We start from the raw sequence: 22,006 nt of genomic DNA, 5'->3' as shown, positions 1-22,006 counted from the left end.
GCTGATTGGCTCCCTGTCGGCAACGGCGTTGTCCAACTGGTTGAGGGCTGTAAACTGCCTCCCGACAATATGACAGGCCGCGAAAAAAGGCCGTCTTTCGAGGGAGTTTGCCCATGCGTCCGCTGGAATTCGGCTGGTATCTGCCCACGCATGGCGACACCACGGCCTATGGGCTGATGGAAGCCCAGATCGCCGGTTCGCCGGAACTCTGCGAGCGCGTGGTCAAGGCGGCCGAGGATGCCGGCTTCGAGTATCTGCTGATCCCGGTCGGCTCGGTGTGCTGGGAGGCCTGGATCACGGGTGCCTTCATGGCGGCGCGCTCCAGCCGGATCAAGCCGCTGATTGCGGCGCGGCCCGGCTATATCAACCCGGTGCTGATGGCAAAGATGATCTCGACCTTCGACCAGATGTCGGGCGGGCGGATCTGCATCAATCTGATCGCCGGCCAGAACGAGAGCGAGGTCGAGGCCGAGGGCGTGCGTCAGCCCAAGGAAGAGCGCTACGCGCTGATGGAGGAGGAGGTCTCGATCCTCAAGGCGCTGTGGACGACGCGCAGCCCGGTGCATTTCCAGGGCAGGTTTCACACGATCTCCGGCGCGCACATCAGGCCGCGTCCGCTGCAGCAGCCGTTTCCGAAATTCTATCTCGGCGGCGGCTCGCGGCAGGCCTGGGAGGTGTCGGCGAAGCATTCCGACGTCCATCTGTTCTGGGGCGATCTGCCGGAGCGCATCGCGGAGAATATCGCCGAGATCCGGCGGATGGCGCGGGCGCATGACCGCGAGGATGCGATCGGCTTCGGCATGCGGCTGCAGGTGATCTGCCGCGAGAACGAGGCCGATGCCTGGGAGGCGGCCGACCAGCTGGTGCGCCACGCTACCGAGCGGCAGAAGCAGGAGATGAAGACGCTCTACAATCGCTCGGAGGCCAACCAGCGCGTGCAGCAGCTCGCGCGCGACTACGGCGATCTTCTGATGCCGCATCTGTGGACCGGCATCACTAAGGTGCGGCCCGGCGCCGGCATCGCGGTGGTCGGCAATCCCGCGCAATGCGCCGCGACCTTGCAGCAGTTCATCGATGCCGGCTGCCACTCCTTCTGCCTGTCCGGCTATCTGCATGACGAGGAGGCCGAGCGGTTCGGCCGCCTGATCCGCCCGATCCTCGCCGCCAACAATCGCGGGCGGCTCGTCGCCTGAGGCGCGGGTGCGGAAGCTTTCCGAAAATTCACGGGCGAATCTGCGCCTGACGCGCCATGATCCGGCCGAGCGCGCGGCAGCAACGGAGTCGAACCATGCATCACCGGGTCTGGCTTGCGGCCGCGGCCTTGCTCGTCGTGGCGGCGGCTCACGTACCCACTGCGTCCGCGACGCAGGCACAGACCGAGCGCGACCGGAAGCCGGTCAAGGAGATCGCCAATGCGCGGATTGCCGTCGGCAAAGCGAGCTTTCCGCTCTACCTCTCGGCCGACTGGTCCAATCCGCTGCCGGATGTTACGCGCGCGGTGCTCGTGCTGCACGGCGTGCTGCGCAATGCCGACGACTATTTTCGCGCGGCGCTGAGCGCGCAGGCCGCAGCCGGCGATGCCGGCGAGCATGCGCTGATGATCGCGCCGCAATTCCTGATCGAGTCCGACGTCGAGGCATTCAAGCTGCCGGCGGAGACGCTGCGCTGGAGCCTCTATGGCTGGCAGGGCGGCGAGCCTGCGCTCGCGCCGAGCGCGGCGAGCTCGTTTGAGGCGCTCGATGCCATCCTGGCGAAGCTCGGCGACCGCAAGCTGTTTCCCAACCTGCAGCAGGTCGTCGTGTTCGGCCATTCCGGCGGCGCCCAGGTGGTGCAGCGCTATGCGATCGCGGTGAAGGGCGACCAGGTCCTGCTGCGCGAGGGTATCGGCGTGCGCTATGTGGTCGCCAATCCGTCCTCCTACGCCTATTTCACCAAAGAGCGGCCGGAGCCCGCGATCGCGGCGAACTGCCATGGCTATAACAGCTGGAAATTCGGCATGGACAACCGCCCGCCCTATCTTGCCGAGCCTTCGCCGGCTGCGCTGGAGCAGGCCTATGTCGCACGCCGCGTGATCTATCTGCTTGGAACGCTCGACACCAACCCCAATCATCCCGCGCTCGACAAATCCTGCATGGCGGAGGCCGAAGGACCATATCGTTACGCGCGCGGGCATTCCTATGCCGCCGCGATGCAGGCCCGCGACAACGGCGCGCCGAACCACAGCGTGTGGGACGTGCCCGGCGTCGGCCATGCCGGCGGCAAGATGCTCAATTCGCCCTGCGGCCTGACCGCCGTGTTCGACATCCCCGGCTGCGAGCGGCGCGCTGAGCCCCCGACACCAGAATTTGTGCGCGGATTCGGTGGCAAGCGGCACTGAGATCGCCTACGCTCGTATCGCGAATGGAGCAGCACGACCGACAGCTCGATGGAGAACATCATGAGAGCAGGTTTGATCACGCTTCTGACAGCCGGTGCCTTCCTCGGCTTGACCCCGGCCAACGCCGCAGAGGGATGCGGTGACGGTTGCCACAGGACCTCACGAGGTGCCTGCGTGATCGACGGATGGGGCACCGCCGCGCGGGTTAGGAACGAGTGTCCCGCCACCTCACGGCCGCGCCCGCCGTGTGGCGGCGGTGGCTTCGTCTGGCGGCGCGACTACCAGGCTTGCAGCCAGACCACGAAGGATTGGCTCTAGCCGCCGACGGCCCAGCCAGCGTCACGCCGGCACGATCACCTTGCCGATCGGCCACAGCGCGATGCCGGCAAGCTTGAGATGCGCCCAGGCGAACGGAATGCCGATGATGGTCACCGCCAGCAGGATCGCGGTGATCACATGGCCGATCGCGAGCCACCAGCCGGCCAGGATGAACCAGATCAGGTTGCCGATCACCCCGAGCGGTCCGGTGCCGATGTCGGACGTGCCGGTCACCTCATCGCGGCGCACCGCACGCGAGCCGAACGGCAGCAGCGTGTAGACGGCGATGTTGAAGGCGGCGCGCGCCCAGGGCAGCCCGATAATGGTCACAGCCATGATCACGGCGGCGATCAGCCAGCCGAACGCCATCCACGCGCCACCGATCAGGATCCAGAGGATGTTCAGGAGGATAGACACAGGCTGCATGGCTGACACCTTCGCGCCGCTTGGGACTGCTCTTTATATACGCCGCCGCCCGGTGCTGCGGTAGGTGTGGCCTAACCGCGCGCCTGCCGTGACGAGGCGCTTCGGTTCGGCGGCCCGCGCTGAACGACAGCTGGCACCTCATTGCATCCATCGCGACGGCAACTAAGCTCGCGCGACCGGGCAGGGGCGCAAAGACGCCTGCACCGAAAAGGGAGAACAACAATGAGAACAATATTCGGAGCAGGGATCCTGGCGGCGCTGGCATTGTCGGTGTCGGCCGTGCGGGCCGAGGACGCCGTGCGCTTTGCGCCGCTGAAGGCGGAGGAACTGTCGCCAGCGCAAAAGGCCTGGGCCGACATGATCAGCGCGCCGCCGCGCAATGCCAAATTCACCGCGCCGCCCTACCGCGCCTACATCCGCAATCCCGATCTGGCGCCGAAGCTGTCGAACCTGTCGGAGTACCTGCGCTGGAATACCTCGCTGCCGGCGCGGCTCAGCGAAATGGCGATCCTGATCACGGCGCGGCACTGAACCGCGCAATATGAATGGTCCGCGCACTATCCGCTGGCGATGAAGGGCGGGCTCGATCCGAAAATCGCGGACGCCATCGCCAAGGGCGCGCGGCCCGAGAGCATGAAGGACGACGAGGCTGCGCTGTACGATCTCGGCATCGCGCTCTATCGCGACAAGAAGGTCAGCGACGCCGTCTACAAGGCGGCGCTGGATAAATTCGGCGAGCGCGGCATCACGGATATCATCGCCATCATGGGCTATTACGACATGGTCTCGATGATGCTGATCACGATGCAGGCCGGCCCCGCGAATAACGGCGTGCAGCCGTTGGCGGTACTGGAGAAGTAGGGCTGTTGTCCGCTCCCTCTCCCCGTTCTTACGGGTCGAGACGAGCGAAGCTCGCTCTTAGAGGGCGATGCGATCCGACCTCTCCCCGCAAGCGGGGCGAGGTGGTTCAGCCGTCAATTTGATGGGCGCCTATCGCCTACCGCCGGAAGCCGCTGGCGCGCGAATAGCCCTGGCGGCCTTCCTGGGCGGGGCGCGCTGCCATGCTGGCGCGCGTCTCACTGGCGACCGGTGTCGCCGGCCTCAAATCCTCGAGGAAGATCGGCTTGGCGAAGTAATAGCCCTGGGCATAGCGGATCTTGCTCGCCGCCTGCAGATAGGTGAGCTCCTCGTAGGACTCGATACCCTCGGCGATCACGGTCATGCCGAGCGCCTCGCTCAGCGATTCGATTGCGCGCAAGATGCCCTGGCTGCGCGGCCGCTGATGGATGTCGGTGATGAAGGAGCGATCGATCTTGATCTCGTCGGCGGTGATGTCGGCGAGCGCCGACAGCGACGAATAGCCGATGCCGAAATCGTCGATCGAGATGCCGACGCCGATGCCGCGCAGGATCGGCAGGATCTGGTCCTGGAAATGTGACCGCGTCACGAACGCGTCCTCGGTCACCTCGATCATGAAGCGTTTCGGGAAGCCGGTCTCCTCGAGCGCGCGAGCGAACCGGCGCATGAATTCGAGGTTGGAGGCCTGCTTGGCGGCGACATTGATGCTGATCGTCGCCGTCGGACCGAACGTGTCGTTGATCAGGTCGATCGACTTGACGATCTCCGCCAGCACCAGGAACGTCAGCTCGTCGATCAGGCCGAGCTCGACCGCGAGATCGATGAAGGTGCCCGGCGCCTGGATCACGCCCTCGTCGTCGCGCAGCCGCACCAGCGCCTCGATGCCCTTCACCTCCTGGGTGCGGATATCGACCTTGGCCTGAAACGCGCAGCAGAAGCGCTTTTCCAGGATCGCCAGCCGCAGCGACTGCTCGATCTTCATCCGCGCCAGCGCCTCGCGCTCCATGCTGTTGTCGAAGAACGCGGTCGAGCCCTTGCCGTTGTTCTTGACGCGGTACATCGCGATGTCGGCGTTCTGGCGCAGCGCCTCGTAGCTCCGGCCATGCATCGGATAGAGGCTGACGCCGATCGAGGTCGAGGCGAAGATCTCGGAGTCCTCGATGAAGAACGGCGCCTTCAGCCTCTCCTGCATGACATGGATGAATTCGGCGACCTCGTCATTGCCGCTGATCGGGTTGAGCAGCAGCAGGAATTCGTCGCCGGAGATGCGCGACAGGATATCGGTGTCGCGCAGCGCGTGGCCGAGTCGCTTCGAGAGCTCAACGAGCAGCGCATCGCCGATCGCGTGGCCGTAATAGTCGTTGATGTGCTTGAAGTTGTCGACGTCGAGGAAGGCGAGCGCGAAATGGCCTTGCGAATCGTCGCGGATCAAGCCGTTGACGCGGTGCTCTATCACCCGGCGGGTCGGCAGGCCGGTCAGCTCGTCGTAATAGGCCGAGCGGAACAGCTGGTCCTCGAACGCCTTCTGCTCGCTGATGTCGGTCGAGGTCGAGATCAGGAGATTGCGACCGGCGATCCGGACCGGCCGGTGCGAGGTCAGAAACACGTATTTGGATGCGCCGCAGGAGAGCGTTTCCTCGAGCACCACTGGACGGCCGCTGCGCAGCAGGTCCAGGTTGGCGGCGTGGCGCTCATCGACCGAGGACGGCTGGCTCGCGCTGGCGGCCAGCTGCAGCTGGCTCGCGGCTGCTTCATTCACCAGGATGAACTGGCCCTGCTCGTCCTGGACGGTCGTCACACCCGCCGGCAACAGCTGGAGCAGGTCGCGCAGGATACGCAATTCATTTCCGGAAATATCGTCTTGGCCGGTCGCTGCCGCGCCCGCCTGAAAATCGTGCCTGGTGAGACTATGCATGCGCCGACCTTGGCAAAGTCCGTTGTAGTTTTGGTTAAGCGGACCTGCGAAATGCCGTGACAGAATGAGACCGCGGCGGCTTTCGCAAGCCGTCGCGGCAATCGTCATTAACAGAGTATCAATGTCGGCCGCGACCGTTGGTGAAAGCGATTGCGCTGCGCGCGGTTGCATCAACACATGCGCGTGTGCCGGAAAGCCAACTTATCAACAGTTCGGAAGCTTGCACTGCATGGTGCAGTGAACACCGGTCTTCAGGTAACTGATCTCGGTCTTGCCGTCGAACGGCCGCAGCGCCGACTTGAGCAGCTTGGTGCCGAAGCCGGCTTCGCCGATCGCCTCGACCGCCGGTCCTTCGGTCTCGTCCCAGATCACGTTGAGACGTCCGTCGTCGACCGTCCATGACACTTGTAAAAATCCGCGCGGCGAGGAGAAGGCGCCGTATTTTCCGGCGTTGGTTGCGAGCTCGTGGAAGATCAACGCCAGCGAGACGGCGAGCTTGGCGGGCAGGAACAGCTGCTCGCCATTGAGATTGAACCGCACATGGCCGTAGGGCCCGAGTTCCGAGCGCAGCAAATCCTTGATATCGCAGCCATAGCCATCGACCCGCGCGATCAGATCGTCGGTTGCCGAGAGCGCGCGGATGCGATGGTCGATGCGCTGCCAGACATCGGGCCGGTCCTGCAGCGCCTGATGCAGCACGGCATGAATGGTCGAGGACTTGTTCTTCAGCCGGTGCTGCAATTCGTCGACCACGACCTTGCGGTACTGCTCTTCCTCGATCAGCCGTTTGGAAACTTCGCGCTGCTGTGCGACCAGGGAACGGTAATGCTCGACGCCCCAGATCGCGATGCCGCACACAACCCAGAACATCATCAACAACGCAAAGCGCGCCGGATCGGCGTGCGCGCCGCTGAAATTGAGCACCACGCCGAGCAGGCCGCTCGCCAGCGCGGTCGCGATCCCGATCCGGAAACCGCCAAGGGCGGTGGCAAAGAACACCGCCGGGAAATAGGGCGTGAAGAACACATCCGGCCGGATCTGGGCGAGCCCGAAGCGCGCGGCCGTGGCCAAAACGAGACAAAGCACCGCGAAGGCCACCGCAAGCCGCACCGTTGGCTGGGCATCGCCCCGCCAACACGCCCTGAAATCGTCGATCCACTTCGCCATCGGTCGTTCCAGTTCACGTGAACAGGCGACCCAAAATAAGGCCGCTGCGACCGAAAAACCGCAGTTGTTGCCTTCTGGCCACAGGCGGACCTTGCGAGCGTGGCGGCTTGCAAGTGCTTGTATTGGCAGCAGGAGCTGGGGAATATCCACAACATCCTACGTAAGTTGAGGGGACCGACATGGGACGGCTGGACGGCAAGGTCGCGGTGATCACAGGGGCGACCAGCGGCATCGGGCTACGCACGGCGGAGGTCTTTGTCGCGGAGGGCGCGAAGGTGGTGATCGCCGGGCGTCGCGCGCCGGAGGGCGAGGCACTGGCGCAACAGCTCGGCGAGACTTGCGTGTTCCGTCAGACCGACGTTACGGTCGAGGAACAGATGCAGGCGCTGATCGCGCTTGCGGTCGAGAGGTTCGGCCGGATCGACTGCCTGTTCAACAATGCCGGCGGGCCGGCGCAGACCGGGGGCATCGAAGGTCTCGACGTCGAGCGGTTCGACGCCGCGATGGCGACGCTGGTGCGCAGCGTCATGCTCGGCATGAAGCATGCCGCGCCCTACATGCGCAAACAGGGCTCCGGCAGCATCATCAACAATGGCAGCATCGCCGGACGGCTCGCCGGCTTCTCCTCATCGATGGTCTATGGCGCCGCGAAGGCCGCGGTCATCCATTTCACCAAATGCGTGGCGATGGAGCTCGGCGAGTCCGGCATCCGCGTCAACTCGATCTCGCCGGGCGCGATCGCCACCGGCATTTTCGGCAAGGCGCTCGGGCTGTCGACGGAAGCGGCGGAGAAGACCGCAGCCGTGATGCGCGAGGTCTACAAGGCGGCGCAGCCGATCCCGCGCGCCGGCCTGCCCGACGACATCGCGCATGCCGCGGTGTTCCTGGCGAGCGACGAGTCGAGCTTCATCAACGGCCACGACCTCGTCATCGACGGCGCCATCACCGGCGGCCGCAATTGGAGCCAGCAGCAGGCCGGCTACGTCGCACTGCGCAAGGCATTCGATCAGGGGGCGGGCTGATTCGGTATCGTCATTGCGAGCCTCCGGTCGGCGCGGCGGGGGAGAGGTGAGACGCTCTCGAGTCTCGACATGAGTGCATGTCTGCCTTGGGTGGTTCACAAGGCGACGCAAGTCTGCGTCGCCGGGGGCGTCGGGTTGCGACGTATTAACCCGATGGGCAAATGAGCGCTTCCGTCGCCGTGCAAATCAGATGTTCAATTCCGTCCGTCTCACCCGATCGAGGGGCGCTTCGCGGTCGTCACGAACGTGGGTCGAGATGCGGTGGACGCCGATGCGCAGTCGACGAATGCGCATGAGGCGGACAATTTATGTCGCGAGAATGCGGATGTATGACCCGCCGGCCGCGCTACACACTCAATGTCGTCCTGGCGAAAGCCAGGACCCATAACCACCGGCTTTGGTTGTCAGAAGGATCGTGGCCCCAGCGTCGCGCAACAATTCGCATTTGGGGTAATGGGTCCTGGCTTTCGCCAGGACGACGATCGTGTGTGGCATTCGCACTGTCATCGCCCGGTTCGACCGGGCGACCCAGCACGCCGCGGCTTCTCGGCTCAAGCATAGGCGTCTCTGGAATACTGGATCACCCGCATGCGCATGCGCGGGTGATGACACCGCGCCGCTTGACGTCTTGAATCGCAAACCATCCCCGCCGTCGTCCTGGCGAAAGCCAGGGCCTACTACCCCGAATGGTCATTGTTGAGCGATGCTGGAACGACGAGCCCCGTTCACAACATCCGCCGCGGCGTATGGGTCCCGGCCTTCGCCGGGACGACGGCGGTGGGTGTGGCGCGAGCTGGCGTTCTTTCTTCCTCCAGGAAGGATCGCAAATCACACCTTCTGCTTGGCCGCGGCCTTCGCAAGATCCGGCGCATTCACGGCGGGGATCGCGACGCGGCCGGGGCCGGTTTGTTGAAGTGCGGCGGCGGCCTTGTCGTTCTGCATGATCTTGGCCATCACAGCCTGCCCGGCGCGTTCGAACACGGCGCGGTTGTCGATCAGGAACTGGCGCGACTTGCGCAGGCCGTCGATATAGCCGTTGATCTCGGGCACGACATAGCGCGCGACCATGTCCCAGCTGCGGCGGGTGTTTTCCGGATTGGCCCAGTCGTGCGCGAAGCCGATGATCGAGCCGACGCCGCCCGACACATCGACCAGATTCTTGATCATCTTGATCAGATCATCCGGCGTGCCGATGGTGGACGCGGCGCCTTCGACGAAGGCGGTCTTGTCGACGGCCTCGTCGGGCGAGGAGAACGCGGTCAGGCCCGGCCGCATCAGGGTGCCGACGTTATATTCGTTGTGCCAGCGCATCAGCCCGGCGCCGGCCTCGCGCCGCGCCTGCTCGCGGGTCTCGGCGATGTGCCAGGACAGCAGCACGCGCCAGTTGGAACGGCTCACGGTGGTACCGGCCTTCTTGGCGGCGTCCTCGGCGAACTGCCATTGCTGCGGCAGCGCCATCAGGCCCTGGGTCGACATCGAGCCCAGCGAGATGATGCCGATTCCGTATTTGCCGGCGAGCGTCATGCCCGAGGGCGAGATCTGCGAGGCCACCACGAACGGCATGTCCTCCTGCAGCGGCAGGATCTGCAGCGCGGCGTCGTGCATCTCGAACCAGTCGGTCTTGGCGGTGACGCGCTCGCCGTTGAACAGGCGGCGGATCACCGCGATCGCCTCGTCCTGGCGGTCGCGCTGGGTCATCGGGTCGATGCCGAGCGTATGGGCGTCGGAGGCGAGCGCACCAGGGCCGGAGCCGAAGATGGCGCGGCCGCCGGTCATGTGGTCGAGCTGCACCATGCGCTGCGCCACGTTGAAGGGGTGATGATAGGGCAGCGAGATCACGCCGGTGCCGAGCTTGATGCGCTTGGTGCGCTCGCCGGCGGCGGCCAGGAACATTTCCGGCGAGGCGATGGTCTCCCAGCCCGAGGAGTGATGCTCGCCGCACCAGAATTCGTCGTAACCGAGCGCGTCGAGCTGCTCGACGAAATCGAGGTCGCGGCGGAATTGCAGCATCGGATGCTCGCCGATCGGGTGATGCGGGGCGAGGAAGGCTCCGAACTTGAGGCGCGCCATGGGTCGTTCTCTCCGGACTATTGTTATCGGGGGCTTTCCGCCAACCTACGGGGTGGCCCGGGGCAAGGCAATGCTCGGGGGTTGCGGCGGTCGCATGGTTGTTGCGCAAATCGGCGGCGATTGCCGCCGTCCGGAATGTTTCCCAGCGCGTCAACGCAAATTGGCAGCCGGGGCTCGAGCGTCTGTGATCCCGGGCTTACCTCGCAGGTAATCGAAGCGATGACCGGAATCTGCTGATGTCCGCCGTAACATCATTTCGGGCAGGACAGGACATGCACCAGATCGTTTCGACGCGAGCGGATACGTCCCGCCGCTGGTGGGTGCTGGCGATCGTGGTGTCGGCGCAGTTCATGTTCGGTGTCGATGCCTTCATCGTCAACGTCGCGATCCCGACGATCGCGGCGGAGCTGCACGCGACGCCGGCGCAGATCGAGGCCGTGATCGCGATCTACCTGATCGCCTATGCCACGCTGGTGGTCACCGGCGGCCGGCTTGGCGACATCCATGGCACCAGGAATGTGTTCATCGCCGGCGTCGCCGGGTTCTCGGTGACCTCGCTGTGGTGCGGTCTCGCGCAGTCCGGGCCCGAGCTCATCGTCGCGCGGCTCGCGCAGGGCGCAACCGCGGCGCTGATGGTGCCGCAGGTGCTGGCGACGCTGCATCTGTTGTTCTCAGACGCCGCCCGCGCGCGGGCGTTCGGCATCTACGGCATCGTGCTGGGACTTGCGGGCGCCGCCGGCTTCATGCTCGGCGGCGTGCTGGTGACGCTCGACCTCGCCGGGCTCGGCTGGCGCGCAGTGTTCTTCGTCAACGTGCCGTGCGGTGTCATCATTATCGCGGCGGCGCTGAAGATCATGCCGACGGTGCCGCGCCGCGCCGGCACGCGGCTCGATATCCCGGGCGCGATCGTGCTGTTCGCGGGCCTGTTGTGCCTGATCGGTCCGCTGCTGTTTGGCCATGATTTCGGCTGGACGGCATGGGTCTGGCTGGTGATGACAGTGGGCATCGCTGTGATCGCGACCTTCGTGCGGCTCGAGCGGGCCGTCGCGCGTCGCGGCGGCATGCCGCTGATCGATCTGTCGCTGCTGTCGGATCGCGCCTTCATGCGCGGGCTGGTCGCGGTGTTTTTCTTCTTCTTCGCCAACCTGTCCTTCTACCTCATCATGACCATGTTCATGCAGAAGGGCTTGCAGATTCCGCCGCTACAGGCCGGGCTGGTGTTCGTGCCGCTGGCGCTGACCTTCGTGGTTGCCTCGCGTCACAGCGGCGTGCGCGCCAGGCATCGCGGCACGCTGGTGCTGATCGAGGGCTGTGCGCTGCAGATCGTCGGTCTCGCCGTGCTCGTCGCGACGATTGAGACGGTCGCGGCACCGTCGGCACTGCTGCTGGCGCTGGTGCTGATGATCTTCGGCTACGGCCAGGGGCTCGTCATGGCGCCATTGTCGAGCGCGGTGCTCGCGAGCGTGCAGCCCGCGAGCGCCGGTGCCGGCTCCGGCATGTACGGTACGACGACGCAGATCGGCAACGCGGCCGGCGTCGCCGCGATCGGCGCAGTCTTCTTCGCAATCGAGAGCACGATGTCAGCACGTCTGGCGCTGTTTGCGGCATGCGCATTGTTTGTGCTGTCGATCGCCATTTCAGCCGCATTTCTGTCATGGATGCGCCGCGCCACCCCGTGAATCCGGCTGCACGCGGCGCGCATTCCTGAAAAGTTGGTGCTCAAACAAGGTGCTACGGCAACTATTTCGGCCGGCCCGCGGCGCGATCACGCATTAACGCCGATTCTCACAATTCCGCAGGGAAAGACAGCACACGGCCTTTTCATTTTGCAGTGCAGCAATTATCTGATCGGGTGACACAGAAAACTAAATCACCTCAGGAGTTGCTGTTGTCCCTGATCAACAACGTCGAATTTCTGCGTCATCTGCCGAAGATGAACGCGTTCAGCGGCCTTGGCGCACTCGCGCCGGCCGTGCCGACGCCGCTCGTCGAGACGACCGAATTCGGCGTCAACCCCGGCGATCTGAAAATGTTCTCGTTCGTGCCCGCGCAGCTGGCGCGGTCGCCCGCGCTCGTCGTGGTCTTGCATGGCTGCGGCCAGACCGCCGCGTCCTACGATCTCGGCGCCGGCTGGTCGGCGCTTGCGGCGCATTACGGCTTCGCGCTGCTGATGCCGGAGCAGCAGGCGTTGAACAACGGCAACACCTGCTTCAACTGGTTCAACCCGCAAGACATCGCGCGCGGGCAGGGCGAGGCCGCTTCGATCAGGCAGATGATCGCGCATATGATCGGCACGCATGAGATCGACCCGCGGCGGGTCTATGTGACGGGACTGTCCGCCGGCGGCGCGATGGCCTCGGTCATGCTCGCGACCTATCCGGATGTGTTCGCTGCCGGCGCCATCATCGCCGGCCTGCCGTTCGGCGTCGCCACCGATCTGCGCGAAGCGCTGCACACGATGATGCATGGCAGCGCGCTGTCCGCGCCCGAGCTCGGCGGTCTCGTGCGCAACGCGTCCACGCATGGCGGCGCATGGCCGAAGATTTCGGTGTGGCACGGCAGCGCCGACCGCACCGTGCATCCCGGCAACGCCGATGCGATCGTCCGGCAGTGGCTCGACGTGCACGGCCTGCCGCCTGCTGCGATGTCGAAGGCGGATGTCGACGGCCATCCGCGCGAGGTGTGGTGGAACGCCGACGGCGAAACGCTGGTCGAGTCCTACACTATCGCCGACATGGCCCATGGCACGCCGCTCGGGCTTGCCGATAACGACGAGCGCTATGGCGTGGAGGGCGCGTTCCTGATCGAGGCCGGGATCTCCTCGTCCTATCACATCGCGAGCTTCTTCGGCCTGACCGACAAGGTCCGTCAGCCGCATATCGCGCCGACCGGAATTCCGCGCGAGCGCGCCGACACGGTCTCGATGACGGTACCGGTGCCAGCGGCCGAGCCGGAGGTGGCATCGGGCGGCAAGAGCGATCGGCCGCGCAGGCGACGGAGCAAGGGTGTCGATGTCGGCGGCGTCATCACGCGGGCGCTCACCGCCGCGGGGCTGATGAAGTAGCTACATCTCGCCGGTCAGGAACGGATTTGTCATCCGCTCCTGGCCGATGCTCGATCCGGCGCCATGGCCGCAGATGAAGCCGACATCGTCGCCGAGCGGCAGCAGCTTGTCCTTGATCGACTGGATCAGCGTCGGATGGCTGCCCCCGGGCAAGTCGGTGCGTCCGACCGAGCCGGCGAACAGCACGTCGCCGACATGGGCGAAGCGCAGCTCCTTGTTGAAGAACACCACGCTGCCCGGTGAGTGGCCGGGGCAGTGCAGGATGTCGAAGGTGAGATCGCCGATCGAGACCTGATCGCCCTCGTCGAGCCAGCGGTCTGGCCCGAAATTGCGCACCCCGGCCATGCCGAAGCGCGCGCCGCTCGAGACGACATTGTCGAGCAGATATTTGTCGGCGATATGCGGGCCCTCGATCTTGACCTGGAGCGCGTCGCGCAGTTCGGCGGCGCCGCCGACATGGTCGATATGACCGTGGGTCAGCCAGATCTTCTCGACCGTCACGCCGGTCTGCTTGATCGCGGCCTGGATCTTCGGCACGTCGCCGCCCGGGTCGATCACCACGGCCTTCTTGGTGGGCTCGTGCCAGATGATGGTGCAGTTCTGCTCGAACAGCGTCACGGGCACGATGATCGCGCCGGCCTTCGGCTTGGTGTCGGTTGTCTCGTTCATGGGGGCACCATAGGCTTCCGGCAAACGCCGTCAACACGCGCCGGAAATGCGGCCGCCCCGGCGTGTGATCCCAAAACGGACCGTGATAAGGTCACCTCCAGCAGAACAAGTTCGTGAGCAGGCCGGTACGCGGCTGCTCTCGATCATGATTCAAGTCCTCGCAGTCCGGAACTTCATGACCCAGGCTTCCAAATCACCGCTCGGCGGACCCCGGACCACCGCGCGCGCCTTCTTCGTTGCGGACCGCATCAACACGTCGGGCCTCGAGCGCGGCGACGTGCTGGCCACGACGCCGCTGGCGTTTCGCGTCAATGAAAATGGCGTGGCGATCCTGTTCCGCTACGGCGTCGTCGTGCTGATCGGCCTCAATGCGCTGGAGGAGGATGAATTCCTGCGCAGCCTGCAGTCGCGCATGACCGGCCTGTTCACGCGGCGCGAGGAAGAGATCGCAATCATCGAGCTCGCCGCCGAGAAGGAGGATCAGATTCCGCCGGGCGGCCCGATCTATCTGCAAGGCCTCTCGCCGGAGCGGCTGATCCTCGTCGGCGAGGCGTTGGCGAAAAGCGTGGTGCTGGCGCGGCACGAGCGCGAGGTCCGGGCAGTCTTCGATACGACCGAGCCGCTTGCACGAGAGCTCGCCAAGGGCGGCCGCGTCCATCGCGGCCGCGTTGCGATCCTCAAGCACATCGGCAACGCGCTGCTGGTGCGGCATCGCGTGGCCGGGCCGGTCGAGGTGTCGGAGAAGCCCGATATCCTCTGGGACAAGCCGCAGCTCGAGCGCCTCTATGCCCGGCTCGAGGACGAGTATGAATTGAAGGAACGTGCGGAGTCGCTGAACCGCAAGCTCGCGGTCGTCGCCGAAACCGCGCAGGTGCTGACCGACATCATCGACACCGGCCGCTCGCTGCGGCTGGAGCTGATCATCGTCTTCCTGATCCTGTTCGAGGTGCTGATCACCATCTATCAGCTGGCGATGGCCCGGCATTGAACCGGCTATAGCGGCTGAATCCGGCCATCTTTCCGTCCCGAATTGTGCGTCATCCCTGAACCGATCGGCCGCTCCGGGCGCGGAGCGGCCTGGGCCGGGCTGCGAGCTTGGGGGGACGGGATGGATCAGGACAACAGGGACTGGTGGCGACGCGGCATTTTCTATCAGGTCTATCCGCGCTCGTTCGCGGATAGCGACGGTGACGGCGTCGGCGATCTCAAGGGGATCATCACGCGGCTGCCCTATCTGACGCGGCTCGGCGTCGACGCGGTCTGGCTGTCGCCGATCTTCCCGTCGCCGATGGCCGATTTCGGTTACGATATCTCCGATTACACCGGCATCGATCCGCTGTTCGGCACGATGGAGGATTTCGACGCGCTGGTCGCGGCCGCGCACGATTCCGGTCTCAAGCTGATCCTCGATCTGGTGCCGAACCACACATCCGACCAGCATCCCTGGTTCATCGAGGCGAAGAGCTCGCGCGACAATCCCAAGCGAGACTGGTACATCTGGCGCGATCCGGCGCCGGACGGCGGCCCGCCCAACAACTGGCTGTCCGAGTTCGGCGGCAGCGCCTGGGCGTATGACGAGACCTCAGGCCAATACTATTATCACGCCTTCCTCGCGCAGCAGCCCGATCTCAACTGGCGCAATCGCGAGGTCAGGGACGCGATCTACGACGTGATGCGCTTCTGGCTGCGCAAGGGCGTCGACGGTTTTCGCGTCGACGTGATCTGGCACCTGATCAAGGATGCCGACTTCCGCGATAACCCGGCAAACCCGCATTATCGCGAGGGCCGGCCGCCGCACGAGAAGCTGCTGACGCAATATTCGACCGATCAGCTCGAGGTGCACTCCGTCATCACTGAGATGCGCGGCGTCACCGAGGAATTCGACGACCGCGTGCTGATCGGCGAGATCTATCTGCCGCTGCACCGGCTGGTTGCCTATTACGGCAACGATCTGCGCGGCGCGCAGATGCCGTTCAACTTCGCGCTGCTGTCGACCTTGTGGAGTGCGCGTGCGGTCGAGATGATCATCGCCGACTACGAAAAGGCGCTGCCGCCGGGGGCGTGGCCGAACTGGGTGCTCGGCAATCACGACCGGCCGCGGGTGGCGAGCCGGGTGGGGCCGGCGCAGGCGCCGGTCGCCGCGATGCTGCTGCTGACGCTGCGCGGCACGCCGACGCTCTATTACGGCGACGAGATCGGCATGCGCCAGGTTGCGATTGCGCCGGATCAGGTGCGCGATCCCTTTGAGAAGAATGTGCCTGACATCGGCGTCGGCCGCGACGGCTGCCGTACGCCGATGCAATGGAGCGCCGAGTGCCATGCCGGGTTCTCGACCGCCACGCCATGGCTGCCGCTGGCGCAGGATTTTGCCAGCGACAATGTCGCAAGCCTCGAGGCGGAGCCGGCGTCGATCCTCAATCTCTACAAGGCGCTGATCGCGCTGCGGCAAAGACTTCCGCAGCTCATCCATGGCAGCTATGAGCCGGTGGCGGCGCACGGTGACGTGCTGCTCTACCGGCGGCGCAGCACTGACGGCGTCGCCGTGATCGCGCTGAATTTCGGCGCGGCGCCGGCGTCGGTCTCGTCGAGCGCGATCGGCTTCAGCAACGAGGTTCTGCTGTCGACCTTGATGGACCGGCAGGGCGAGAAGGTCGAAGGCGTGCTCGATCTACGCGCCAATGAGGGCGTGATCCTTGGGCCGCATCAGGACGATTGACGCCGCGTGCGGGGCTCGTTGGTATCGATGTCGCTGCGCTTGAGCAGATAATCGAGCCCGCCGACCCGGTACCAGCGATAGCCGTAGGCCTCGATCAGAAGCTTGTGGCGACCGGCATCGTCGGCGCGGCTGTGGTCCTCGGTCAGGAGATTGACGAGGAGATTGCCGGCATCGTCGGGCAGCCCGACGTCGAAGGATATCTCGAGCGGCTTTTCCGCGAAATTGTGCACGAACAGCACCGAGTTGTTACGCCAGTCGTACCGGATGATCAGGATGGCGGGATTTCGGCTTGCGATGACCTTGAAATCTCCCCAGCCGACCTCGGGGACTTCCTTGCGCATCCGGACGATGCGCTCGGTCCAATTCAGCATCGAATTGGGATCGCGCCGTTGCTTGGCCGCGTTGACGTGCTCATAGCCGTACGGTCCATTGTCGATGACGGGCACACATGGCCGATCACTTTCGGTGAAGCCGGCGTGGGGCTCGGTCGACCATTGCATCGGCGTGCGCGCGCAACTGCGTTCGGGCAGGTCGAGATTGTCGCCCATGCCGAGTTCATCGCCGTAGCGGATCACGGGCGTGCCGGGAAGCGTGCACATCACGCTGTAGGCGAGCTCGATGCGTCGGCGGTCGCCGCCCAGCATGGGCGCAAGCCGTCGCCGGATGCCGCGGTCGTAGAGCTGCATGCTCTTGTCGGAACCGAATGCCTCGAACACCGTCTCGCGCTGCGGCTTGGAGAGGCGGCCGAGGTCGAGTTCATCATGATTGCGCAGGAACAAGCCCCATTGTGCGGTCGCGGGCCGTGGCTTGGTCGCCGTCAAGGCCTTCGCCAACGGCTTCGTATCCGCCGACGCCAACGCGTAGAACAGATGCTGATTGACATGGAAGTTGAACATCATGTGCATTCGGTCGCCGTCACGCCCGAAATATTCCATGTCCGTCTCGGGCAATACGTTGGCTTCGGCGAGGATGATCGCGTTGCCCTGGCGCCATTGCAGGAATTCCCGAAACGATCGCAGCATGTCGTACTGCTCGACCGGCTTGCGCCTGGATGCGCCCTTGGTCGCGATCACGAAGGGCACGGCGTCCATGCGGAAGCCCGAGACGCCGAGCTGAATCCAGAACCCCATGATCTTGAGGATCTCGGCCTGCACATGCGGGTTCGATGTGTTGAGGTCCGGCTGGAAATCGTAGAAGCGATGGAAGTACCAGGCGCCGGCTTGCTTGTCGCGCGTCCAGGTCGATTTCTGAACGCCGGGAAACACCATGCCGGTGTTGGCATTGGCAGGCTTCTTGTCCGACCAGACATACCAGTCGCGGTACGGCGAGTCCTTCGAGCTGCGCGCTGATCGAAACCAGGCGTGCTGATCCGAGGTGTGATTGACGACGAGGTCGATGATGACGCGGATGCCGCGTTGCTGGCAACCATGGGTAAATTCAACGAAGTCGCCCAGCGTGCCGTAGCGCGGATCGACGTCGTAATAATCCGAGATGTCGTAGCCGTCGTCCCTGTTGGGCGAAGGCTGAAACGGCATCAGCCAGATCGCGGTGATGCCGAGCCCGTGCAAATAGTCCAGGCGCCGGAGCAGGCCGCTGAAATCACCGATGCCATCGCCGTTGGCATCCATGTAGGTGCCAACCGACAGGCAGTAGATCACTCCGTTCTTGTACCAGAGGTCGTCGATCACCAGGCAATCCTCTCCAGTCCACCCGTGGCGGCGGCCGGGAGGATAAGCGGTGAGGCGGCGACGGGTTCCTGTGGAGCGCCGTCCCGCAAGGGAGCCGGACGACGCTCCGTGCCGGCTGACTACCGCTTGATCTGCGCCTTCAGCGTGTCCTCGACCACGCGATCGAACGATGACGCCTTCGGCGCGCTCCTGCGGTGCTCGGCGACGTATTTGTCGCGCTTGGTGACCAGCGCGGCGAGCTTCTCGTTCAACGCCTTGCGCTGGGTGATCTGCTTGTCGATCTCGGCGCTGCGCGCTTCCGGCTTCATGGCGCGGAGATTGTCCGGCAGATCCTCGTCCCTGACCTTTGCCACATCGTTGCGGCCGGCCGCGACGTCGGCGACCAGGTCACCGTCGCCGGTGACCGCCTCCGACGTCGCCTTGGCGCGCTTGTTGATGAAGCTTGCCATCTCCGACGCGCGGGCCGGCGAAGCCGCGGCGACGCTCGCCAGCTGCTGGGCCTTGGATTCCGTTCGCTTCTGCAGTGCGCGCGGACCGTAGGGAATCACGGTGCCGTTGATCTGGCGCTGCAGGATGATGATGTCCTCGTCGAACGGCGTTTCGATGGTCACGATCTGGCCGCCATCCTGCGGGATCGGGATGAACTCGCCGTTGCCGTTCTGCGCGATATCGCGCCGCACCCGCTCGGTATCCTGAGCGTTGCCGGCGAGCACGGCGTTGACGACGATGTCGCGTTGCTTGGCAACGGCGAGCGTGACCGGGTATTTGGTGTCCTGCGCATAGTCCATGTGCGGCGGGGCGTCGCCGACCAGAAAAACGATGCGTGTGCTGTCGCGGCCTTGCGTCCACTGCATCTTGTTGACGGCGACGTCGAGCGCTTCGTTGACGCTCTCCGGCCAGTCGCCGCCGCCGCGCGCCTTCAATTCCAGCAGATTGCCGTAGAGATCCTGGATGTCGCGCGTCAGCTCGACCTTCCGGGTCACATAGTCGTCGCCGATGTCGCGATAGGCGACGAGGCCCATCCGGATATCGGCGTCGGGATTGGAATCGACGATTGCGGTCGCGATCGACCAGACCTTCCGTTTGGCGCCCTCGATCAATCCGCCCATCGAGCCGGTGGTATCGAGCACGAAGGCGACCTCGACCACCGGCTTGGCGATGGCCGATGACAGTCCGGCTGTTAGTGGCAGGGTTGCGAGAGCGAAGACGAACGAGCGAAGCGTGATGCGTGACCTCATGGGTCTCTCCTGCAGTGGTTTCGTCCCTCGGAACCAGGTTCCATCGGCTTCGCGGTGGCTTGAGGCCGGAATCAAGGCGCCTTCCTCGCGAATTTGCGGCCGATTCCCGCGCTGCCGCGCTCTATCGGCTGGAGCATGATCTTCGCGGAAAACCGGCTTCCACTTTTCCGGATCATGCTCTCGTGGAATCGGCTAATCTTAGCGCAATGGACTCATCCGCCCGCCAGATCGCGCTTGTGCCCGCGCCCGACCGACGCCAGTCGGAGACCGCGCTTGCGATCGCGCGCGGCACGGCGAGGCTTCTGAGATCGCTGGGATTTTCCTGCATCAGCGAATTGCCGCTGCCGTCCGGCCGAAGAGCCGATCTGGTCGCGTTGAACGAGCGCGGCGAGATCTGGATCGTTGAGATCAAGTCGTCGGTCGAGGATCTGCGTGCGGATCAGAAATGGCAGGACTACCGTATGCATTGCGACCGGCTGTTCTTCGCCTTCACGCAGGATCTGCCGTGCGAGATCTTCCCGGAGGACACCGGTTTGATCATCGCCGACGCCTATGGCGCGCATCTGCATTGCGAGGCGCCGGAGCATCGCCTGCCGGCGGCCACGCGCAAGGCGATGACGGTGCGCTTTGCCATGGCCGCGGCGCAGCGCATCAACCGCCTGGTCGATCCGCAGGGGCACGGCGAGTTTTAGAGCGAGCACGCGATCTTAACCCGTCATCCCCGCGCAAAGGCCTCGCCTTTGTCGCTGGAGGCGCGAGCGGAGCGAGCCTCGAAGGATGGTTCGGCCCGGCTGATGGGGAGCGAAGCGAAACCCATCACTTGTCGCCGCCGCGTGAAGTTGGTGGGTTTCGCTTCGCTTCGCTCTACCCACCCTCATATGGGGATTTGTGAGTCAAGGTTCTCTCCGGGTCTGGGTCAGGTTTTTGTGGTGAGAGGGCGGCGCGCGGAGCCATGCGAAGCGCAGCGCGACGATCGGGCAGCATGCGAGGAATGGCTTCCGAAGATTTTTGCAGCTCACTGCATCACCTCATATCCGGTCGGATTGCTTGATCCGTACCCACCTTCCGCATGCTTGCGGCGAGGAAGCCTGGCGAGGATGAGACCCATCTACGAAACGGCGTTTGAGCCCTAGGATGGCACGGTCATCATCCATCTCGCACGGAGCGCGGCGAAGCCGCGATGCGTAGCGACGTGGCTTGTTTTATGCCTTCATGGTTGCCTGCTCCGGAATGAGGCCAGTGGTGAGGTAGCGCCACAGCGCCACGATCAGCTTGCGCGCCAGGGCGACGATGGCGATGCGTTTGGTGCGCTTGCCGGCGTTGGCGGTGCGGGTGCGGAACCAGCGGCTGAGCGCGCTGTCGCTCTGGTGGCGGAGCCAGAGCCACGCCAGCTCGATCGCCTTCTGGCGCGCCCGCCGATTGCCGGCTTTGCTGATACCCTGCTCGCGATCGATGCCGCCGCTCTTCCAGGGACTGGGGGTCAATCCGCAATAGCTGGCGACCTCGCGCCGGTTACGGAAGTCCTTGTAGAACAGCTCGTCCACCAGCGTCGCGGTGAAGGCCGGGCCGAGCGCCTTGAGCCGCTGCAAGCTCGATCGCCGCTCTGCCATCGGCGCAGGAACGGGACAGGCTTGCGCAGCCTGCGCCTGCTCCAGCGCCGCAATCTGCTCGCGCACCATGGTCAATCGCGCGTGCTCGCGCTTCACCTCAGCCAACAGGTGAGGCGGCAGCGGTTGGCTTTGCCAATCCCGCTGCTGCTCCAGAAAGGTGAGCCAGTTCGCTCGCCGCGGGTTGCCGACCGCCACGCCCAACAGACGCAGCAGCGCCTTGATCCGGTTGCTATGGGCCGTTTGCTCCTTGACCAGACGATCGCGTTCGCGGCTGGCGCGCCGAGCATCCTCTTCGGCCACGCTCGGGACACGGACGATCCGGACCACCCGTGGCTCGCCCCGCAGATAGGCCATCAACGTGCGCAGCATGAGCTCGCCGTCGATCCGGTCCGTCTTCGCCCGCCGCGACCGCTGCTCCACCGCAATGCTGGCCGCATCAAACACGAAATTGGTGATCCCGGCCGCTTCCAAGAGCCGGTGCAGCCAAAAACCATCATAGCCGGCCTCGTAGCAACTCACCACACGCGGCGCCGACCCTAGCTTCTCGGCCGCCCGCGCCTTGACCTTCTCGACCAAGGCCAACAGCCCCGACGTGATCGCCTCCCTCGAGCTTGTGGCGCGAGATCCGGTCACGATCCGGACTGTGTAGCGTCACCAACCAAGTCTTCTGGCTGAGTTCGATCGCAACGAAAATTGTGCCACAATCGCCGGCGGTGGGCGTGCCTACGGTCGATGCTTGCATTTGACTTCTCCGATGGTTCGAGTGTGCAAACCCAAACCTATCGGAAAGGCCACGCTCACCGCCCCATGGAATCTACGAAGCGACGAAAAGCAAATGGCCGGGACGTGCCCGGCCATCGCGAAAACA

19 protein-coding genes are annotated in these 22,006 nt (G+C 64.7%); 11 read left to right on the top strand and 8 right to left on the bottom strand.

All coding sequences use genetic code 11. The features are described 5' to 3' along the window. The first annotated feature begins 113 nt into the window (after positions 1–113). From ACVWY5_RS37785 to ACVWY5_RS37775, 3 genes are all read left to right on the top strand, one after another. On the top strand, positions 114–1,193 hold the full coding sequence (locus ACVWY5_RS37785; RefSeq protein WP_028335597.1) for an LLM class flavin-dependent oxidoreductase: 1,080 nt from the start codon (positions 114–116) through the stop codon (positions 1,191–1,193). 95 nt (positions 1,194–1,288) lie between these two features. Then, on the top strand, positions 1,289–2,377 hold the full coding sequence (locus ACVWY5_RS37780) for a hypothetical protein (RefSeq protein ID WP_051376222.1): 1,089 nt from the start codon (positions 1,289–1,291) through the stop codon (positions 2,375–2,377). Positions 2,378–2,437: 60 nt separating this feature from the next. Then, a complete protein-coding gene (locus tag ACVWY5_RS37775) occupies positions 2,438–2,695 on the top strand; it encodes a GCG_CRPN prefix-to-repeats domain-containing protein (RefSeq protein WP_410712130.1) in 258 nt (85 codons plus the stop codon). 21 nt (positions 2,696–2,716) lie between these two features. Here the strand turns inward: ACVWY5_RS37775 and ACVWY5_RS37770 are convergent, their stop codons facing one another. Next, positions 2,717–3,121, bottom strand: a complete 405-nt coding sequence (locus ACVWY5_RS37770) for a YccF domain-containing protein (RefSeq protein ID WP_028335598.1) — start codon at positions 3,119–3,121, stop codon at positions 2,717–2,719. 222 nt (positions 3,122–3,343) lie between these two features. Between ACVWY5_RS37770 and ACVWY5_RS37765 the strand changes: the two genes are divergently transcribed. Next, positions 3,344–3,652, top strand: coding sequence for a hypothetical protein (locus tag ACVWY5_RS37765; RefSeq protein WP_321176929.1), 309 nt, complete (start codon positions 3,344–3,346; stop codon positions 3,650–3,652). Between the two features lie 39 nt (positions 3,653–3,691). Beyond that, entirely contained in the window at positions 3,692–3,982 is a 291-nt protein-coding gene (locus tag ACVWY5_RS37760) for a hypothetical protein (RefSeq protein ID WP_321176930.1), read from the top strand. A gap of 136 nt (positions 3,983–4,118) precedes the next feature. Here ACVWY5_RS37760 and ACVWY5_RS37755 read toward each other — a convergent pair whose 3' ends face one another. Together ACVWY5_RS37755 and ACVWY5_RS37750 are read right to left on the bottom strand one after the other, a co-directional pair. Continuing rightward, on the bottom strand, positions 4,119–5,894 hold the full coding sequence (locus tag ACVWY5_RS37755) for a putative bifunctional diguanylate cyclase/phosphodiesterase (RefSeq protein ID WP_456671755.1): 1,776 nt from the start codon (positions 5,892–5,894) through the stop codon (positions 4,119–4,121). A gap of 204 nt (positions 5,895–6,098) precedes the next feature. Further along, entirely contained in the window at positions 6,099–7,061 is a 963-nt protein-coding gene (locus ACVWY5_RS37750) for a sensor histidine kinase (RefSeq protein ID WP_028335600.1), read from the bottom strand. A gap of 179 nt (positions 7,062–7,240) precedes the next feature. On the opposite strand from ACVWY5_RS37750, the gene ACVWY5_RS37745 reads away from it, so the two are divergent. Further along, a complete protein-coding gene (locus ACVWY5_RS37745; protein WP_028335601.1) occupies positions 7,241–8,083 on the top strand; it encodes an SDR family NAD(P)-dependent oxidoreductase in 843 nt (280 codons plus the stop codon). Between the two features lie 828 nt (positions 8,084–8,911). On the opposite strand, the gene ACVWY5_RS37740 is transcribed toward ACVWY5_RS37745, so the two are convergent. After that, complete coding sequence (locus tag ACVWY5_RS37740) at positions 8,912–10,153, bottom strand: LLM class flavin-dependent oxidoreductase (protein ID WP_028335602.1); 1,242 nt, start codon at positions 10,151–10,153, stop codon at positions 8,912–8,914. Positions 10,154–10,425: 272 nt separating this feature from the next. On the opposite strand from ACVWY5_RS37740, the gene ACVWY5_RS37735 reads away from it, so the two are divergent. Both ACVWY5_RS37735 and ACVWY5_RS37730 read left to right on the top strand, forming a co-directional pair. Then, positions 10,426–11,832: an MFS transporter gene (locus ACVWY5_RS37735; protein WP_028335603.1), complete on the top strand. Its 1,407-nt coding sequence runs from the start codon at positions 10,426–10,428 to the stop codon at positions 11,830–11,832. A 209-nt stretch (positions 11,833–12,041) separates the two neighbouring features. Then, positions 12,042–13,217 carry an extracellular catalytic domain type 1 short-chain-length polyhydroxyalkanoate depolymerase gene (locus ACVWY5_RS37730; protein WP_028335604.1) on the top strand — a complete coding sequence of 392 codons (1,176 nt, stop codon included), beginning with the start codon at positions 12,042–12,044 and terminating at the stop codon, positions 13,215–13,217. On the opposite strand, the gene ACVWY5_RS37725 is transcribed toward ACVWY5_RS37730, so the two are convergent. After that, positions 13,218–13,886: an MBL fold metallo-hydrolase gene (locus ACVWY5_RS37725; protein ID WP_028335605.1), complete on the bottom strand. Its 669-nt coding sequence runs from the start codon at positions 13,884–13,886 to the stop codon at positions 13,218–13,220. It abuts the gene before it with no gap. A 175-nt stretch (positions 13,887–14,061) separates the two neighbouring features. On the opposite strand from ACVWY5_RS37725, the gene ACVWY5_RS37720 reads away from it, so the two are divergent. Both ACVWY5_RS37720 and ACVWY5_RS37715 read left to right on the top strand, forming a co-directional pair. Further along, on the top strand, positions 14,062–14,874 hold the full coding sequence (locus ACVWY5_RS37720) for an RMD1 family protein (RefSeq protein ID WP_028335606.1): 813 nt from the start codon (positions 14,062–14,064) through the stop codon (positions 14,872–14,874). A gap of 120 nt (positions 14,875–14,994) precedes the next feature. Next, positions 14,995–16,602: an alpha-amylase family glycosyl hydrolase gene (locus ACVWY5_RS37715; protein WP_028335607.1), complete on the top strand. Its 1,608-nt coding sequence runs from the start codon at positions 14,995–14,997 to the stop codon at positions 16,600–16,602. Here ACVWY5_RS37715 and ACVWY5_RS37710 read toward each other — a convergent pair. Beyond that, positions 16,590–18,290, bottom strand: coding sequence for an alpha-amylase family protein (locus ACVWY5_RS37710; protein ID WP_028335608.1), 1,701 nt, complete (start codon positions 18,288–18,290; stop codon positions 16,590–16,592). The genes ACVWY5_RS37715 and ACVWY5_RS37710 overlap by 13 nt on opposite strands. Before the next feature lie 119 nt (positions 18,291–18,409). Continuing rightward, on the bottom strand, positions 18,410–19,528 hold the full coding sequence (locus ACVWY5_RS37705) for a vWA domain-containing protein (RefSeq protein ID WP_028335609.1): 1,119 nt from the start codon (positions 19,526–19,528) through the stop codon (positions 18,410–18,412). Positions 19,529–19,734: 206 nt separating this feature from the next. On the opposite strand from ACVWY5_RS37705, the gene ACVWY5_RS37700 reads away from it, so the two are divergent. Then, a complete protein-coding gene (locus ACVWY5_RS37700) occupies positions 19,735–20,220 on the top strand; it encodes an MmcB family DNA repair protein (protein WP_028335610.1) in 486 nt (161 codons plus the stop codon). Positions 20,221–20,730: 510 nt separating this feature from the next. Here the strand turns inward: ACVWY5_RS37700 and ACVWY5_RS37695 are convergent. Next, entirely contained in the window at positions 20,731–21,771 is a 1,041-nt protein-coding gene (locus ACVWY5_RS37695; protein ID WP_456671754.1) for an IS110 family RNA-guided transposase, read from the bottom strand. Positions 21,772–22,006: the final 235 nt, after the last annotated feature.

It is taken from the genome of Bradyrhizobium sp. USDA 3256 (assembly GCF_054058275.1).
The sequence above is the reverse complement of the archived record's forward strand: the minus strand, read 5'-3'. Positions and strand labels throughout refer to the sequence as shown.

Coding starts and splice junctions, on each gene's coding strand:
- ACVWY5_RS37780 (WP_051376222.1), top strand. CDS start 1,289: ATGCATCACCGGGTCTGGCTTGCGGCCGCGGCCTTGCTCGTCGTGGCG.
- ACVWY5_RS37785 (WP_028335597.1), top strand. CDS start 114: ATGCGTCCGCTGGAATTCGGCTGGTATCTGCCCACGCATGGCGACACC.
- ACVWY5_RS37750 (WP_028335600.1), bottom strand. CDS start 7,061: ATGGCGAAGTGGATCGACGATTTCAGGGCGTGTTGGCGGGGCGATGCC.
- ACVWY5_RS37740 (WP_028335602.1), bottom strand. CDS start 10,153: ATGGCGCGCCTCAAGTTCGGAGCCTTCCTCGCCCCGCATCACCCGATC.
- ACVWY5_RS37770 (WP_028335598.1), bottom strand. CDS start 3,121: ATGCAGCCTGTGTCTATCCTCCTGAACATCCTCTGGATCCTGATCGGT.
- ACVWY5_RS37760 (WP_321176930.1), top strand. CDS start 3,692: ATGAAGGGCGGGCTCGATCCGAAAATCGCGGACGCCATCGCCAAGGGC.
- ACVWY5_RS37700 (WP_028335610.1), top strand. CDS start 19,735: ATGGACTCATCCGCCCGCCAGATCGCGCTTGTGCCCGCGCCCGACCGA.
- ACVWY5_RS37715 (WP_028335607.1), top strand. CDS start 14,995: ATGGATCAGGACAACAGGGACTGGTGGCGACGCGGCATTTTCTATCAG.
- ACVWY5_RS37735 (WP_028335603.1), top strand. CDS start 10,426: ATGCACCAGATCGTTTCGACGCGAGCGGATACGTCCCGCCGCTGGTGG.
- ACVWY5_RS37725 (WP_028335605.1), bottom strand. CDS start 13,886: ATGAACGAGACAACCGACACCAAGCCGAAGGCCGGCGCGATCATCGTG.
- ACVWY5_RS37705 (WP_028335609.1), bottom strand. CDS start 19,528: ATGAGGTCACGCATCACGCTTCGCTCGTTCGTCTTCGCTCTCGCAACC.
- ACVWY5_RS37765 (WP_321176929.1), top strand. CDS start 3,344: ATGAGAACAATATTCGGAGCAGGGATCCTGGCGGCGCTGGCATTGTCG.
- ACVWY5_RS37720 (WP_028335606.1), top strand. CDS start 14,062: ATGACCCAGGCTTCCAAATCACCGCTCGGCGGACCCCGGACCACCGCG.
- ACVWY5_RS37775 (WP_410712130.1), top strand. CDS start 2,438: ATGAGAGCAGGTTTGATCACGCTTCTGACAGCCGGTGCCTTCCTCGGC.
- ACVWY5_RS37755 (WP_456671755.1), bottom strand. CDS start 5,894: ATGCATAGTCTCACCAGGCACGATTTTCAGGCGGGCGCGGCAGCGACC.
- ACVWY5_RS37745 (WP_028335601.1), top strand. CDS start 7,241: ATGGGACGGCTGGACGGCAAGGTCGCGGTGATCACAGGGGCGACCAGC.